Genomic DNA, 13,893 nt, shown 5'->3' on the forward strand with positions numbered 1-13,893 from the left:
GTTAATGAGAAAGGGTGACGTGTTTTTTATGAATATGAATCAAAAACAAGAATTATCTTTATTCGCTGAAGAGTTATATCGATATATGTCTCCCGCTACACTTAATCAATTAGCCATAGAAGCAGGCGGAATGAAACGAAAACGTAAGTGCCACGGGCACCATTTCTTATCTTTGTGTGTATGGCTAAATCAACAAGTCGCTACTACCTCTCTTACTCAACTATGTAGTCAATTAGAAACTTCAACAGGAGTTTTATTAAGTCCGGAAGGACTTAATCGGCGATTTAACTCTGCTTCTGTAGCCTTCTTTCGAACTGTATTTACTACACTTCTACAAGCTAAAATTGGAGGCGTATCTAAGATTTCTCATTCTCTTTCTTCCTACTTTGAGCGCATTCGCATCCTTGATTCTACAACCTTTCAGGTTCCAGATCGATTCGCATCTACCTATCCTGGTGCCGGAGGATGTAGTCATAAAGCTGGTGTGAAAATTCAACTAGAGTATGACTTGTTGAGTGGGGAATTTTCTGATGTGAAAATTGAGCCAGGAAAACGAAGTGATCAGGCGTATGGTGCGACTCGAACAGGCATGATACAAAAGAATGAGCTGTATATTCGTGACTTAGGATATTTTCGTCTACAAGACTTTAAGTCTATTCAAGACAAGCAGGGGTATTATTTATCTCGTCTTAAGTTACCAACTAAAATATATAGAAAAGAGTTCGAAACAGTGGTATTTAAAACAAAACCCTCTCAATTGAAACCAGTATATATACAAATTCATTTGGAAGACATTATGAAACAACTACAACCTGGCCAAGTGTATGAATTACACGATGTATATGTAGGGAGTAAGGACAAATTGCCTACTCGTATTGTAGTTTATAGGTGTACCGAGGAGCAAAAACAGAAACGCCTACGTGACCGAGCTATTCGTGAAAAGAAAAAAGGAATTACATATACAGAGCGTACAAAGCTTTTACAAGGTATTACGGTATATATGACAAACATTCCTACGGAATGGGTACCAAAAGAGAAAATCTATGATTTATATTCATTACGTTGGCAAATTGAGCTGTTATTTAAAATATGGAAATCTTGGTTTCAAATTCATCGTTGTAAATCTATTAAACAAGAGCGATTAGAATGTCATCTTTATGGGCAACTCATTAGTATTCTATTATGTTCTTCTACTATGTTTAAAATGCGAGAACTCCTATTACGTAAGAAACAGAAAGAGCTAAGTGAATATAAAGCGATGTACATAATTAAGGATTATTTTTCACTTTTTTACCAAGCATTACACAAAAACACCCAAGAATTATCAAAGGTTCTCCTTCGTCTGTTTAACCTCCTACAGCACAACGGACGAAAATCTCATCGATACGAGAAAAAGACAGTCTTTGATATTTTGGGTGTTGTCTATGAGTATACCACTTCTACTCATCAGGTAGCATAGTAAAAAATTGAAACCCGTCAGGGTTTATTTGATATGCCCGCTTTTATAAAATCTACAAAAGATAATAAAAAACTATATGGAAAGACCACATTTTGTTTGAAAATATACCTTAAGTTGATGGATGTGGGAGCAACCCCTATGTCCAAAAAGAATGCAGAGAAAGTAAGAAATATTCTAAACGGAAACAATTTCAAGAACAAAGAAGAGCTATTAGCAATTACTGAAAGATGGGCAAATAGAGATTTTAGTAAAATTTTAGAAGAACATAACTATTTTATTAAACTTCAAGGTGGCAAGATAGGTGAAGCTACAGTAATGGATACGGTAGACGAGAAAGTATTCTGTCTCAATACTTTCGGTGATGATGTAACGGCTGCATTAGTTAAATCAGGAGATCTTCAAGCCTTGTAAGGTGTTTTTTCTTTAATATAAAGAAAGCCTCAAGTATTCATATACTTGAGGCTTTTCTAATGGAAAGATAGGAATGGTCCGAATTCTTTACATTAAGAACAAAGTGGAATTACTCCTAAACCAATTAATAAAGCTGCAGCAACTGCTGGAATTGGTACAGGAATTTGAATACCTTCTACAAATAAGAAGTATTGACCACTTACTATTTTAAAACAAACTAATTGCATGGCTATTCCTCCCTTCTTTTAGGATTAATACATTATATTAATTTATCTATCTATTGATATAGTTAAATTATTTATTTTTAAAAATATAGTTAATATGTGAATAGTTTTCGAAAGGACCTGCTCAATCAATGCGGAAAAACATAAGATGAAACGAATCCATTAAAATACATGAGTGAACCTTAGTTTTCCCCTCTTATCTAAAGGAGGAACTATTATGGGTTATGGTGATAGTTGTGGCGGTTGTGGCTTTTCTGGAGGCTTTGCTTTATTAGTTGTGTTATTCATTTTATTAATCATCGTTGGAGCTTCTTGCTTCTGCTAAAAACTATTGGAAAAGACACTCATATAGAGTGTCTTTTCTTTCGTGCAAAATGATTCCTGACAATAGCCAACTGTATAAAGTATACGGTATACTTTTGCCTCATTAGACATATAAAAATGTTGGAGGGATGTTATGAAACTAGTAGGGAAGCACATTTATATTCGGCTTTATAAAACTGCTGATGCTAACGAGTTAGCTAACTTACATATTAGAAATCGCGAATTTTTTCAACGAGTTTGTCCATTGCTCCCAGAAGTTTTTTATACAGAAGAACATCAAAAAATACGTCTTGAACAATCTCTAAAAAAGACAGCTGAAGGGCAAGTATACCCTTTTGGAATCTTTTTAAGAGAAAATGATAAGCTTATCGGAGACATTTCATTAACTCAAATTGTTAGGGGAGACCTCCAAAGCTGTTATACGGGATTCACTTTAGATAAGGAGCATAATGCAAAGGGCTATACAACAGAGGCTCTTCAACTTGTTGTAGAGTTTGCTTTTAGGGAATTAAAGCTACATAGAATTGAAGCAGGAGCGATACTTGATAATATAGCATCTATTCGTGTATTAGAAAAAGTGGGGTTTAAAAAAGAAGGTATAGCGAAAGAAAATATAAGGATTAATGGCAAATGGACAAATCATCAAATATTAGCTATTATCAATAGTTTGGATGTGTAAGCTTATTTTGATTCCAATAACGATAATTATGTAAAGGGCTGTCTATATCGACAGCTTATTATATTTTTTGCTTAGCGTGATTTTTTCGGTTAATTCAGTAAAAAACGGAAACTCTGCAACCCACGCCAGGATAGGAATGTATAAAAAAATGAATAGCATTATAGGGGTACGGAAACGATTATGAGTTTCAAGGGCCACTCTGAAATTAAATACCACGCTTCGATTTTAATAAGTGTATTTGAGAAACTCTAAATCCTTTAAAATCAATAACTTGTAAGCTTCTCAATAGAGTACACTCTATTGAGAAGGTAAATATGCAATTATGCATATTTATATTTTTTTATTTTAATAGTAAATAAACCTAATATATAATTAAAAAGTTTTTTGCGAATTGATAAGGAGATGCGAGTATGAAGAAAACCATAGGACTTATATTATCATTATTTTAATTACTTTCTACCTATGCACCAATGTTTACAGAGGAAGTCGAAGTTTTAAATCAAATAGGCCGCGTCAAAGAGAAAGGAGATTAGTATTATTATGGATCTCGTCAACATAATGCGAATTTTAGACTAAGGGATTTTCAAATTAAAAAACTTGGTTTTACTGTTTATTAAGAAGGTTCCATAAACGGGCTACTACATTTAAAACATGAAACATCTTATGAACTAATTATTGTTTAGACAGAATGACTTAGGTTGTCCTTATGCGAAATATTAGTATGAATAGAAATTTGATAATTATATAAGACGCCGTAAATGAAGGATAAAATAAGTGCTGATTTTGCAATTATATTTTTAAAAATTGAATAGGAGATCTATTATGAATACAATTAAGAAATTATTTTTAAGTTCTGTGATATGTATTTTATTATTCAGTACAGTAGGAACAGCGTATGCAGAACAAAATGGTCAAGTGAATTCATCATCTTTTATTGACGTTCCTAAAACCCACTGGGCATATAAAGAAATGATGTATATGGCTGAAAATAAGATTATAACAGGATACGGAAATGGATATTTCGGTGCTACGGATCCTATTATTCGCGAACATCTTGCTGCTTTCTTGTATCGATATTTAAAACCGCAAGATAGTACAAATAATCCATTTGTTGATATTGGTGACAGCAATTTTAAAAAGGAAATTTTGGCACTTACTGCACGGGGCATATTTAGCGTAAATGTAGAGAAACAATTCAATCCGAAAAATAATATGACGCGTGCTGAAATGGCTGCAGTGCTTGTCAGAACATTCGATTTAAAACCGCAAGGTAATTTTGACTTTACGGATATGAAAGGTCATTGGGCTAACGAATATGTCAAAATATTAGCTGGAAATAAAATCACAAATGGTACTGGTGATGGTAATTTCAATCCAAATGGACTTGTCACAAGAGAGCAATTTTCTGTGTTCTTATATAGAACAATCATGGCAACATCAGGTATAAAAAACAATGAATCGGTTGGATGGGTTGTAGATGGAGAAAAGAAATACTATTATGACAAACCAGGCGTGAAACATACTGGATTATTACGTTCAGGGGATGATACCTATCTCTTCGATAAAAATGGTAATCTAGCTTCAGGATGGAATACTGTAGCCGGAAAGGACTACTATTTTGATACGGTAAGTGGAGCTGCACAAAAAGGATGGTTCTCTCAAACTACCCATTGGTATTATGCAGACGATAACGGTGTGATTCAAAAAGGCGATGTAATCTATAAGGGAAAACAATTTCAATTTGATAGAACAGGTAAAATGGTAAAAGGATGGATAACAATCCAATCCCTCGACCAAAATATCTACAAATCCAGAACAGTTGTAAGGGGATTTGACCCGATAAAAGTTAGAAAGGATGAAATTCTTGAAGTAGTAGGGGAAGACGGTCCTCTATGGTTTAAGGTGAACTACAATGGTCAAACATACGTTGTGCAAAAATTATTTGCAGTCGTGTTTGATCAATCTCTATCTAATAAACTAGATACAATTCGTCAAGATATTGATGATTTAAAAAAGAGTACTGAGTTAGTAAAAAAATATTCAGAACGCTATAAAAAAGCAAAAGAAACTAAAAATGATGATGCGGCTTTAGTTGAATCTAGTGAACTTGCACAAAGTGTCTCTCAATTACTAACCACACTAAAAAAATCTGAATTGAAGAACACTGTAGATAAAATTTATGAAAAAGAAGCTGATCCAGCTGTAAGAGAAAAATACAATTCTACTATCGCAACTTTAGAGATGATGAATCAGGATTTTGGGAAAATCCATAAATTAATGCTACTAAAAGATAGTATTATGGTTATCGATAAAGCGAATCAGGATTCAGGTAATATTATTCAACAAATCCAACAAGGTAAATATTTGGTACAGCAGGATAAAGCTAACCTTCAAAACTATGTGAATGGTTTAACGGATTATAAAAATAGTATGACAGCCTATAAAAAGCAAATGTTGGAATGGTTTGTGGATACTGCTGATGCAGGAACAGATGCCATGATAATGTTTATGGACATGACAACAGCTTACTCGCTCTCAATTAATAAGGTGTTTATCGAACCAGCAGAAAAATGGGTTGGCACATTACCAAAAGGTGAAATAGAAAAATTTGCAGACGGTGTTCGCGACTATGGACAGCAACTTACTGCCATGCAGGAAGGATTCAAAAATAGACTACCTGAATATAAACAAATGGCCAGTGATTTACGCGTAGTAAATCAAAGTTTCCATAAGTTTGGAGATTCAGTGCAAAAAGCTGGGGCATCACTTCATAAACAAGCAGTAATGGCTGATGGACTAATTAATAGTGTCTCAACGCATGTTGCAGAAGCTCAACAAGCATTTCCAACACTACATACAGATATTATGTCTGGATTAGATGCTGCTAATAATATGATGGATTCTGCTAATAAAATTTCAGGCTACAAAATAGATACGTCTAATGTTGTTAAAAATGTTGGTAATATGGATGGTTTAACAACCCGTCTTAAGGATTTTGGTGTACCACCTGAAAAAATGAAAGAATATCTGGAAGAACAAAAGCGAACGAATGAATTAGGATCTATGGCGCTTGATTTTATTCCAGTTGTTGGACAAATTAAACAAGGTTTACAAATTTATAATGGAAGAGAATTTTTCACAGACAGAAAATATGAGCCGAATGATTATGTATGGGGAACTGTTTCTACAGTTGTAGGTGGCACTCCTAAAGTTATTGGTCGAGTATTTGGTAAATATGGAGAGTTAGAGCAAAAAGCGAAGGATTTAGGAAAAGTATCAAAGGTAACTGAAGAGATTGGATGGAGTATGCCAAGAGGTGGCGGCGTCATTGATGGACGTAAGTACTCTGAACATGCACTTGAAAGAATGGCACCTGATACAGTTCAAGTTCGAGCGGAGCTTACAAAACGAGCACGTGAGCGAGCTGAAAGAAAAGGGTATACATTCGGATCAGATAAATACATGGAAGAATTAAAAAAAGTTGATCCTCGAGGAATGACTCCAAATGTAGTTGAAGATATTATAAAAACGGGCACTCGCAAACCAGGAGACAATCCTGGTACTTGGAAATACGTTAGAGACGAAGGCTACGTAGTTATAAATGATAAAGGTGACGTTATCACAGTTGTTCCCGCAAAGAAAAAAGAATAGAATGAATAGCATAGTAAGTAATCTATGACAAAAAGGTTGAGGAATATTGGATATTAAACATGATAAGTATGAGTTACTAGAAATTTTCGAAAGCGAACCAGAAGATTACTATATTCCAGGTGCAGGTGCGTATCGATATAGTAAAATTGATAAACTTAGATTTGAACTGGTTATGAATATGTTCTATTATGATGCAACAGTTGAATTAATAATGCTATACGAAGACAAACGTATCATAGAAACCAAGATGGAATCAGTGAAAGAAATATATACTCGTAATGATTCACTATACATTCTAGGTACAGAAGAAAAGAAAAAAATCGAAGTAAAATTCAAGCCACATTTTACAGTTACAATAAATGAGTTTTAAAAACTTGAAATCAATGTTCGTAAATATTCTGAACATGCTTTAGAAAGAATGGCCCCGGATACAATACAAGTTCGAGCTGAATTAGAGGCACATGCCAAAAGTAGAGGGCTTGTACGTAGTACACAGAAATTTAAAGAATTTGTTAATCCTAGAGGTATCACAACTTCTGTAGTAGATTTTCTGTGCCTTTTCATTGGAAAATCAAGACTGATATAAAAAATGAGTAGAAAAAACAAGGCTTTTACTTCGTGGATACCACTACAAAGTAAGAGCCTTGTTTCATTATATTTGTTCATACAGTTTTCCTTGTAGTCTTCTGTTTTCATCCTTCAATCTCTTATTCTTTATCAATTTTTCGAACAGGTTGATGGCAAAAGTTTTTTATACAAAATAACATCAAAAAATACGTCTTGAACAAGTATGAAAAAAGAAAGCTGAAGGGCAAGTATGTCCTTTTGGAATCTTTTTAAGAGAAAATGATAAAATGATCGGAGACATTTCATTAACTCAAATTGTTAGGGGAGACCTCCAAAGCTGTTATACGGGATTTACTTTAGATAAGGAGCATAATGCAAAGGGCTATACAACAGAGGCTCTTCAACTTGTTGTAGAGTTTGCTTTTAGGGAATTAAAGCTACATAGAATTGAAGCAGGAGCGATACTTGATAATATAGCATCTATTCGTGTATTAGAAAAAGTCCTACATAAGGGGACTTTTTCTAATACATATAGATTAAAATAATAATAGAAATTTTTTATTTTTTTCCACAACTATTAATTAAATCATATTGTTTAGAAATCATTTCATTTCGAATTTGATTGAGATGTTTATTTAATGTTTCTTTTATTGCACTACCTGTTTTGCTTTCAAAACTTTTGTTTAATTCAATTCCTTGTTCAGATAAACTTTTGCATACATCATGAAATGCTTCTTTGTTTTTTTGAATGGCATGTTTTTGGCTTGCTACTATGCTATTTGTTTTGAATGCTACATCAGTTTTTAAAAGTGATTGTTGCAGTTCTTTTTCTAATTGCTTTTTAACAGCTTGCAACTCATCTATAATAGTTCCAACTGCACCAACTGTAGCTTTCTCTATTTCTTTCTCTATTTTTTGAATTTCCCCTATAAAATCCATCATATTATCTCGCCGCCAGTCCTTCAAAATTTGTTCCTAATTGATTATCTTTATCTCGTAATGAATTAGCTGCATAAGCAATATCATCTCCAAAATGAATCAATTCTTTTTGTTTTTTCCGTAAAAGATGAATTAGTTCTTCTGCTAGTTGTATATCATGAAAATAGTCTTTTCCGTTTTGGGATATTTTCGCAACCTCTCTAATTGCTTCATCTACTTCATGTTCTTCTAACAGATGATATTTTCCTCCAGGGCCTGTCTCATGCTTCAATTGACTCTTTAATTTCGCAACTTCCTCTTCTTCTTGTTGTTGGAATGTTTCTATATTTCTAATAATATCAGATAATATATCGCTTATTTTTTGTATCTCTTTTGCATGACGAATGATATCATCTGGTTCTAATTCTAGTCGAACACTACCATTATTGTGGAACATTTCTAGAAATGTTGACATTGGATGTTGTCCCATAAATACAGCCGCGAGAATACTATCTGTTCCATTACTTTTTGTTGTAAATTGTTTACCAATCATAGGTGCTCCAAATTGATCAAAATTTCCTACAGCATCTTTTCTATGAGTATAATCTACTACTTTATTTTCCATTACGCCTTCATCTACTCGTTTTTTTGCTTTATCACTTAGTAATCTATAAATATTTGGTGCAGCATATGTTGTTGCATAACAATTCATTTCTGCTGCTACATATTGGGCTTCTGCAGCACCTTTACTATGTCCGGTAGTGTGAATAGATGTAGGGTTATATTTTTTCTTAATTTTTTCTGCAAATTCTACTGCACTATCAAATGATGTCGGTACCTTTTCACCTGCTACACCAAGGTTCTTTTTCTGTCCAAGTGTAATTTGAACTATATCTGTGGTTTTATCTCCATCGAATCTACCAAATTCAGTACCGCGGTATGCAATGATTACATCGTCATACTGTTTTTTACCAGATTTATACTTATCTGCGGGTACTACAGCGATTGCTTGTAATCCATTTTTCACCTTTGTGTGATCTGCATCGAAGGTGTCTATTACCTTCCATAATTTACCGTCAATTCCTTTTATCTCTTTCCCTTCTTCCAAATAATCTTTTTTATAAACCATACTTGAAAGCTCAAAATAATCTTCATCTGTCGCAATGGTATTCTTTTTCAATTCATTCATCTGCCTCAACTCACTTCGTGGTATATTTTAAATATATTTAATGATAAGGGGAATAGGAATGAAAAAAGCAATAATTATTATAATATCCATAATTTTCATTATAACAGGAGGTTATTTAGGAATGGAATACTTACAAAAAAAAGAACAAGAGGGACTGTTTTGGAAACAACAAGAGACAAGAATTGAGAAATACATTCGTTATAATATTAAAGATGTGCAATCGATTACCTTCACAAAACATGAAGTAAATCCGATGGGAGTTCCTTCTGTGGATGGATATATAAATAATGATAAAGAATTGAATTTCTCAGCTAGTATTAGTACTACGAAGAATTTTGAAGATAAACTTTCACGTTCTGGAAAATTAGGGGAACTTGTAAAAAAACCTGAAAAATCAGTATCTGAAATTGAAAAAGAAGAGAAGGAAAAGAAACAAGAGTAGTCTTTGCACTACTCTTATTTTCTGTATCCCATTTTTAAGAAGAATGCATTGGTAAGTTTTTTATAAGGAGATGTTCAATGAAGAAAGTAATGATTTTGGTTGTATCTGCTGTGGTGCTCATAGCAGGAGGATATTTTACTATGGAATATTTAAAACAAAAAGAAATTGAAGAAAAGTTTTGGAACGAGCAAAAAGAACGAGTAGAAAAGTATATTCACTATAATATTAAAGATGTAAAATCGATTACATTTAGAGAACATAAGGTAAGTCCAATGGGCGTTCCTCATATAAGAGGTTATATAAATGGTGATAAGGCATTATGGTTTGATACTGGTATAGGTACTACGGAAAATTTTGAAGATGATTTTGGATGTTCTGGGGAATTAGATAAACTTATAAAAAAACCTGATAAGTCGGTATCTGAAATTGAAAAAGAAGAGAAGGAAAAGAAACAAGAGTAGTCTTTGTACTATTCTTGTCTTCTCTATCCCATTTTAAGAAGAATACATTGGTAGGCTTTTTATAAGGAGATTTCCAATGAAGAAAGCAATGATTTTGGTTATATCTGCTGTGATACTCATAGCAGGAGGGTATTTTACTATGGAATACTTAAAACAAAAAGAAAAAGAAGAACAATTTTGGAAAGTACAAGAGGCACGAGTAGAAAAGTATATTTATTATAATATTGAAGATGTAAAATCTATTACGTTTATAGAAAAGGGTGTAAGTCCTATGGGAGTCCCTAAATTAAAAGGTTATATAAACAATAATAAAGAATTAGATTTTATAGCTAGTATAAGTACAACTAAAAACTTTGAAAATAAATTTACGCGTTCTGGAGAATTAGATGAAATGATAAAAAAACCTGCAAAATCTGTATCTGAAATCGAAAAAGAAGAGAAAGAAAAAAACAAGAGTAGTCTTTGCACTACTCTTATTTTCTGTATCCCATTTTAAGAAGAATACATTGGTAGGCTTTTTATAAGGAGATTTCCAATGAAGAAAGTAATGATTTTGGTTGTATCTGCTGTGGTGATCATAGCAGGAGGATATTTTACTATGGAATACTTAAAACAAAAAGAAAAAGAAGAAGAGTTTTGGAAAGTACAAGAGGCACGAGTAGAAAAGTATATTCACTATAATATTAAAGATGTAAAATCGATTACATTTACAGAAAATAAGATAAGTCCAATGGGAGTTCCTCATATAAAAGGTTATATAAATAATAATAAAGAATTAGATTTTATAGCTAGTATAAGTACAACTGAAAACTTTGAAGACAAATTTACGCGTTCTGGGAAATTAGGAAAACTTATAAAAAATCCTGAAAAATCAGTATCGGAAATTGAAAAAGAAGAGAAAGAAAAAAACCAAGAGTAGTTCTTGTGACTACTCTTGGTTTCTGTACCCTACTTTAGAAAGAGCATATGTTAACTAGCTTGGAATATAAGGGGATTTCCAATGAAGAAAGCAATGATTTTGATTGTATCTGCTGTGATACTCATAGCAGGAGGATATTTTACTATAGAATACTTAAAACAAAAAGAAAAAGAAGAAAAGTTTTGGAATGAACAAAAAGAACGAGTAGAAAAATATATTCACTATAATATTAAAGATGTAAAATCTATTACATTTACAAAAAATGATGTAAGTCCAATGGGAGTTCCTTCTGTAGAAGGATATATAAATAATGATAAGGAATTATGGTTTGATGCAAGTATAAGTACTACAGATAAATTTGAGGATAAGTTTGGTTGTTCTGGGGAATTAGATAAAATGATTAAAAAACCAGCAAAATCTGTATCTGAAATTGAAAAAGAAGAGAAGGAAAAGAAACAAGAGTAGTCTCTTTAACTACTCATGTTTCTTTATTCTAGGGGTACCGCCCATCACCGTTAAGCTCACAGAACAGGTTGCTCTTAAAATGAACTTCATTGCTATAAAAGACTCTAATTTTTCGTTTTGGGGCAAATATTATATAAAATAATAGCTATCTCTGAATCACTAGTTTCAAAAAGCCTTCACGCAATAATGATTGCATGAAGGCTTTTGATGTTTGCTTATTTTTTTGTCTCGTTAACCCATGTAATAATGTCCTGGATGACGTATTCGGGAACGTTAGCAGGGATTTCATATTCACTAGGGAGGCTTAATTCTCCGTCACCCTCCGTGAAGAAATGATTCAATTTCGGATATTTTTTGAACTGAACATTCCCGCGGTTTGAAAGTCCTTTCTGCCATTTTGTATATTCATCTTTTACTGTTACTTGATAATCACGTGCTCCTTGCAGAATGAGTAAAGGCTCTTTTCGTGATTTTGCCTCTTCAACTGGACGCCACCTAGAAACATCATACATAAAATGAGGTGACCCAAAATTGTAGCCAGCTGGAGGATGGTCAGGATTGAAAGTAGGATCCTGAATAAAAGCGACCTGCCTTTTTAGTTCATCGATTTCTTCCTTTGACGCCCCAAGGTATTGAGAATGATCAATAGCAATGTCAGTCAAAGGGCGTGCAGGTGGTGCGAGTAAGATGCTTCCTCGGACAAGTGTGGAAGGCGCTTTGCTCAGTATACGTGGCATTGTGCCACCTCCTAGGCTATGTCCAAGAATGAAAATATTATTTGGATCAATGCCTTCTTGCTGCGCTGCTGATTTTGCTGCAAATATAGCATCATCTGTAGTATCACGGTCTAACGTAACAGGTTCTGCACTCATCTTTAATGCGTGTTCTAAGGTGCGTTTTTCATAGCGCAACACTGCAATTCCGTTGGATGAAAGGCCCACCGCAATGTCTCGTAAGATTTTTGTTCCCATATATGTGCTATCGCGATCATGGATGCCAGCACCATGCACAAGAACAACTACGGGCAGTTTTTCACCACGCTTATGTTTCGGAACTGTTAATGTCGCTGGTAACGGATAGGTAGAATTTCCAATGACGATTTCACGTTCTTGATAGGAGTCAGGTTGATCATAGCTAGGATGCGGGATGGTATAAGATTCCTCGGGTGGCCTTTCTCCAATTTCATCTACTTTCCCGCCAGGTGTGAATTTAAGGAGTAGCGGTATGGTAGTTCCTTCGGTAGCTGCTGGAATTTCCACCGTCTGATGGACCAAGTTTCGTTTTTTTATCACGGGGATTCCCATGCTTTTTATCCCGCTCCAACCACTTTGTGTCCACCAGTTTTGTAATGTGGTTGCTGTAAATTTGGATTGAAAAGCAGCAGACGTCAACTGTATTGCCTCTGCATACTTACCTTGCTGGAGATATTCAAAAAATAATGATGTACGCTCCGTTAAAGAGACTAGTTTCTTTTCAGCAGATTGTTCCTCGCTTGTATCTGCGTGAATAGTTGTTGTAAGCGAGAAAGATGAAATGCCTAAAGAAAAGAGTAGGATAAAGGTAAGTACTGATCTTTGTATTTTCTTTTTTGCATTCATGTTTTAACCTCCAATATGTGATGGCAAAAAACAAGTATGGTAATTAGAATTCTGGTACAAAAACTTTAAAATACTTGCAAGTAATCTCAAAAACTTGGACATACTAATATTATTATTCTAAAAAAATGTAGATTTCTTCTCTTGTTACATGCATATTAATCCCAAAAATAATCTTTTTTCCTTCACTTTATATTTTGATTATACGAAGCAAAGCTCTCGTTTTTCTTACTTGATACTTACAAATTCCTTAAGTAGAGGATATTTTAAAATCTTAGCTTGATAAATATGTAGCGGTACTCTTATGTTAAGAGATAGCTTAAGGAACGAGGATTATATTGTTTTTATAAAGAGTTGATGCTATGTTTGTTTTGTAACATATGGTGTTTTATGCATGTAGGAGGATTTATTGAAGAAATTATTAATATTGTTTTTATTAGCTACATTTTGTCTACAGATTACAGGATGTTCTAATAATATGGGTACACTAAGGGAGAAGTCTAAAACTTCAACACTTGTGAAGTTTAACCGCATCAATAAAGGGTGGTACAAACATATGTAATAGTTTGTATCACCCTTTGTTGATGTT

Annotated in this window: 15 protein-coding genes and 2 pseudogenes; 13 read left to right on the forward strand and 4 right to left on the reverse strand. The window is 33.6% G+C overall.

Annotated elements, in window-relative coordinates:
* Positions 1 to 28: 28 nt before the first annotated feature.
* Positions 29 to 1,459 (forward strand): IS4 family transposase, encoded by a 1,431-nt coding sequence (locus MKY21_RS04930; protein WP_001056973.1) that lies wholly within the window; start codon positions 29 to 31, stop codon positions 1,457 to 1,459.
* A gap of 126 nt (positions 1,460 to 1,585) precedes the next feature.
* A pseudogene (locus MKY21_RS04935) lies at positions 1,586 to 1,870 on the forward strand (DUF6241 domain-containing protein); the annotation flags it as partial.
* 92 nt (positions 1,871 to 1,962) lie between these two features.
* On the opposite strand, the gene MKY21_RS04940 reads toward MKY21_RS04935, so the two are convergent.
* The gene (locus MKY21_RS04940; protein ID WP_001177693.1) at positions 1,963 to 2,097 is read right to left on the reverse strand and encodes a hypothetical protein; all 135 of its coding nucleotides are present in this window, start codon (positions 2,095 to 2,097) and stop codon (positions 1,963 to 1,965) included.
* A 214-nt stretch (positions 2,098 to 2,311) separates the two neighbouring features.
* On the opposite strand from MKY21_RS04940, the gene MKY21_RS04945 reads away from it, so the two are divergent.
* From MKY21_RS04945 to MKY21_RS04965, 5 genes and pseudogenes are all read left to right on the forward strand, one after another.
* On the forward strand, positions 2,312 to 2,419 hold the full coding sequence (locus MKY21_RS04945; protein WP_341075618.1) for a YjcZ family sporulation protein: 108 nt from the start codon (positions 2,312 to 2,314) through the stop codon (positions 2,417 to 2,419).
* 132 nt (positions 2,420 to 2,551) lie between these two features.
* Complete coding sequence (locus MKY21_RS04950) at positions 2,552 to 3,097, forward strand: GNAT family N-acetyltransferase (RefSeq protein WP_341075620.1); 546 nt, start codon at positions 2,552 to 2,554, stop codon at positions 3,095 to 3,097.
* 822 nt (positions 3,098 to 3,919) lie between these two features.
* Positions 3,920 to 6,748, forward strand: a complete 2,829-nt coding sequence (locus MKY21_RS04955) for an S-layer homology domain-containing protein (protein WP_341075621.1) — start codon at positions 3,920 to 3,922, stop codon at positions 6,746 to 6,748.
* Positions 6,749 to 6,794: 46 nt separating this feature from the next.
* The gene (locus MKY21_RS04960) at positions 6,795 to 7,118 is read left to right on the forward strand and encodes a hypothetical protein (RefSeq protein WP_341075623.1); all 324 of its coding nucleotides are present in this window, start codon (positions 6,795 to 6,797) and stop codon (positions 7,116 to 7,118) included.
* A gap of 364 nt (positions 7,119 to 7,482) precedes the next feature.
* Positions 7,483 to 7,860: pseudogene (locus MKY21_RS04965) on the forward strand (GNAT family N-acetyltransferase); the annotation flags it as partial.
* Between the two features lie 13 nt (positions 7,861 to 7,873).
* Here MKY21_RS04965 and MKY21_RS04970 read toward each other — a convergent pair.
* Positions 7,874 to 8,257 (reverse strand): hypothetical protein, encoded by a 384-nt coding sequence (locus tag MKY21_RS04970; RefSeq protein ID WP_016117330.1) that lies wholly within the window; start codon positions 8,255 to 8,257, stop codon positions 7,874 to 7,876.
* A 1-nt stretch (position 8,258) separates the two neighbouring features.
* A complete protein-coding gene (locus MKY21_RS04975) occupies positions 8,259 to 9,422 on the reverse strand; it encodes a hypothetical protein (RefSeq protein ID WP_109139986.1) in 1,164 nt (387 codons plus the stop codon).
* A gap of 58 nt (positions 9,423 to 9,480) precedes the next feature.
* Here MKY21_RS04975 and MKY21_RS04980 point away from each other — a divergent pair, with 58 nt between their 5' ends.
* From MKY21_RS04980 to MKY21_RS05000, 5 genes are all read left to right on the forward strand, one after another.
* A complete protein-coding gene (locus MKY21_RS04980; RefSeq protein WP_000709122.1) occupies positions 9,481 to 9,864 on the forward strand; it encodes a DUF1433 domain-containing protein in 384 nt (127 codons plus the stop codon).
* Positions 9,865 to 9,941: 77 nt separating this feature from the next.
* A complete protein-coding gene (locus MKY21_RS04985) occupies positions 9,942 to 10,325 on the forward strand; it encodes a DUF1433 domain-containing protein (protein ID WP_000757432.1) in 384 nt (127 codons plus the stop codon).
* 76 nt (positions 10,326 to 10,401) lie between these two features.
* A complete protein-coding gene (locus MKY21_RS04990) occupies positions 10,402 to 10,821 on the forward strand; it encodes a DUF1433 domain-containing protein (protein ID WP_109139987.1) in 420 nt (139 codons plus the stop codon).
* A gap of 39 nt (positions 10,822 to 10,860) precedes the next feature.
* Positions 10,861 to 11,244 carry a DUF1433 domain-containing protein gene (locus MKY21_RS04995; protein WP_201145043.1) on the forward strand — a complete coding sequence of 128 codons (384 nt, stop codon included), beginning with the start codon at positions 10,861 to 10,863 and terminating at the stop codon, positions 11,242 to 11,244.
* An 81-nt stretch (positions 11,245 to 11,325) separates the two neighbouring features.
* Positions 11,326 to 11,709 carry a DUF1433 domain-containing protein gene (locus MKY21_RS05000; RefSeq protein ID WP_109139989.1) on the forward strand — a complete coding sequence of 128 codons (384 nt, stop codon included), beginning with the start codon at positions 11,326 to 11,328 and terminating at the stop codon, positions 11,707 to 11,709.
* A gap of 215 nt (positions 11,710 to 11,924) precedes the next feature.
* Here MKY21_RS05000 and MKY21_RS05005 read toward each other — a convergent pair whose 3' ends face one another.
* Entirely contained in the window at positions 11,925 to 13,307 is a 1,383-nt protein-coding gene (locus tag MKY21_RS05005) for an alpha/beta hydrolase family protein (protein WP_268501535.1), read from the reverse strand.
* 406 nt (positions 13,308 to 13,713) lie between these two features.
* Here MKY21_RS05005 and MKY21_RS05010 point away from each other — a divergent pair, with 406 nt between their 5' ends.
* Positions 13,714 to 13,866 (forward strand): hypothetical protein, encoded by a 153-nt coding sequence (locus MKY21_RS05010; RefSeq protein WP_000734751.1) that lies wholly within the window; start codon positions 13,714 to 13,716, stop codon positions 13,864 to 13,866.
* Positions 13,867 to 13,893: the final 27 nt, after the last annotated feature.

This window comes from Bacillus sp. FSL R9-9497 (assembly GCF_038005805.1).
GTDB classification, from domain to species: domain Bacteria; phylum Bacillota; class Bacilli; order Bacillales; family Bacillaceae_G; genus Bacillus_A; species Bacillus_A cereus.

Excerpts from the sequence above, each read along its gene's own strand:
- MKY21_RS04995 (WP_201145043.1), top strand. The coding sequence starts at position 10,861 with ATGAAGAAAGTAATGATTTTGGTTGTATCTGCTGTGGTGATCATAGCA.
- MKY21_RS05000 (WP_109139989.1), top strand. The coding sequence starts at position 11,326 with ATGAAGAAAGCAATGATTTTGATTGTATCTGCTGTGATACTCATAGCA.
- MKY21_RS04990 (WP_109139987.1), top strand. The coding sequence starts at position 10,402 with ATGAAGAAAGCAATGATTTTGGTTATATCTGCTGTGATACTCATAGCA.
- MKY21_RS04930 (WP_001056973.1), top strand. The coding sequence starts at position 29 with ATGAATATGAATCAAAAACAAGAATTATCTTTATTCGCTGAAGAGTTA.
- MKY21_RS04970 (WP_016117330.1), bottom strand. The coding sequence starts at position 8,257 with ATGATGGATTTTATAGGGGAAATTCAAAAAATAGAGAAAGAAATAGAG.
- MKY21_RS05005 (WP_268501535.1), bottom strand. The coding sequence starts at position 13,307 with ATGAATGCAAAAAAGAAAATACAAAGATCAGTACTTACCTTTATCCTA.
- MKY21_RS04950 (WP_341075620.1), top strand. The coding sequence starts at position 2,552 with ATGAAACTAGTAGGGAAGCACATTTATATTCGGCTTTATAAAACTGCT.
- MKY21_RS04955 (WP_341075621.1), top strand. The coding sequence starts at position 3,920 with ATGAATACAATTAAGAAATTATTTTTAAGTTCTGTGATATGTATTTTA.
- MKY21_RS04980 (WP_000709122.1), top strand. The coding sequence starts at position 9,481 with ATGAAAAAAGCAATAATTATTATAATATCCATAATTTTCATTATAACA.
- MKY21_RS04975 (WP_109139986.1), bottom strand. The coding sequence starts at position 9,422 with ATGAATGAATTGAAAAAGAATACCATTGCGACAGATGAAGATTATTTT.
- MKY21_RS04940 (WP_001177693.1), bottom strand. The coding sequence starts at position 2,097 with ATGCAATTAGTTTGTTTTAAAATAGTAAGTGGTCAATACTTCTTATTT.
- MKY21_RS04985 (WP_000757432.1), top strand. The coding sequence starts at position 9,942 with ATGAAGAAAGTAATGATTTTGGTTGTATCTGCTGTGGTGCTCATAGCA.
- MKY21_RS04945 (WP_341075618.1), top strand. The coding sequence starts at position 2,312 with ATGGGTTATGGTGATAGTTGTGGCGGTTGTGGCTTTTCTGGAGGCTTT.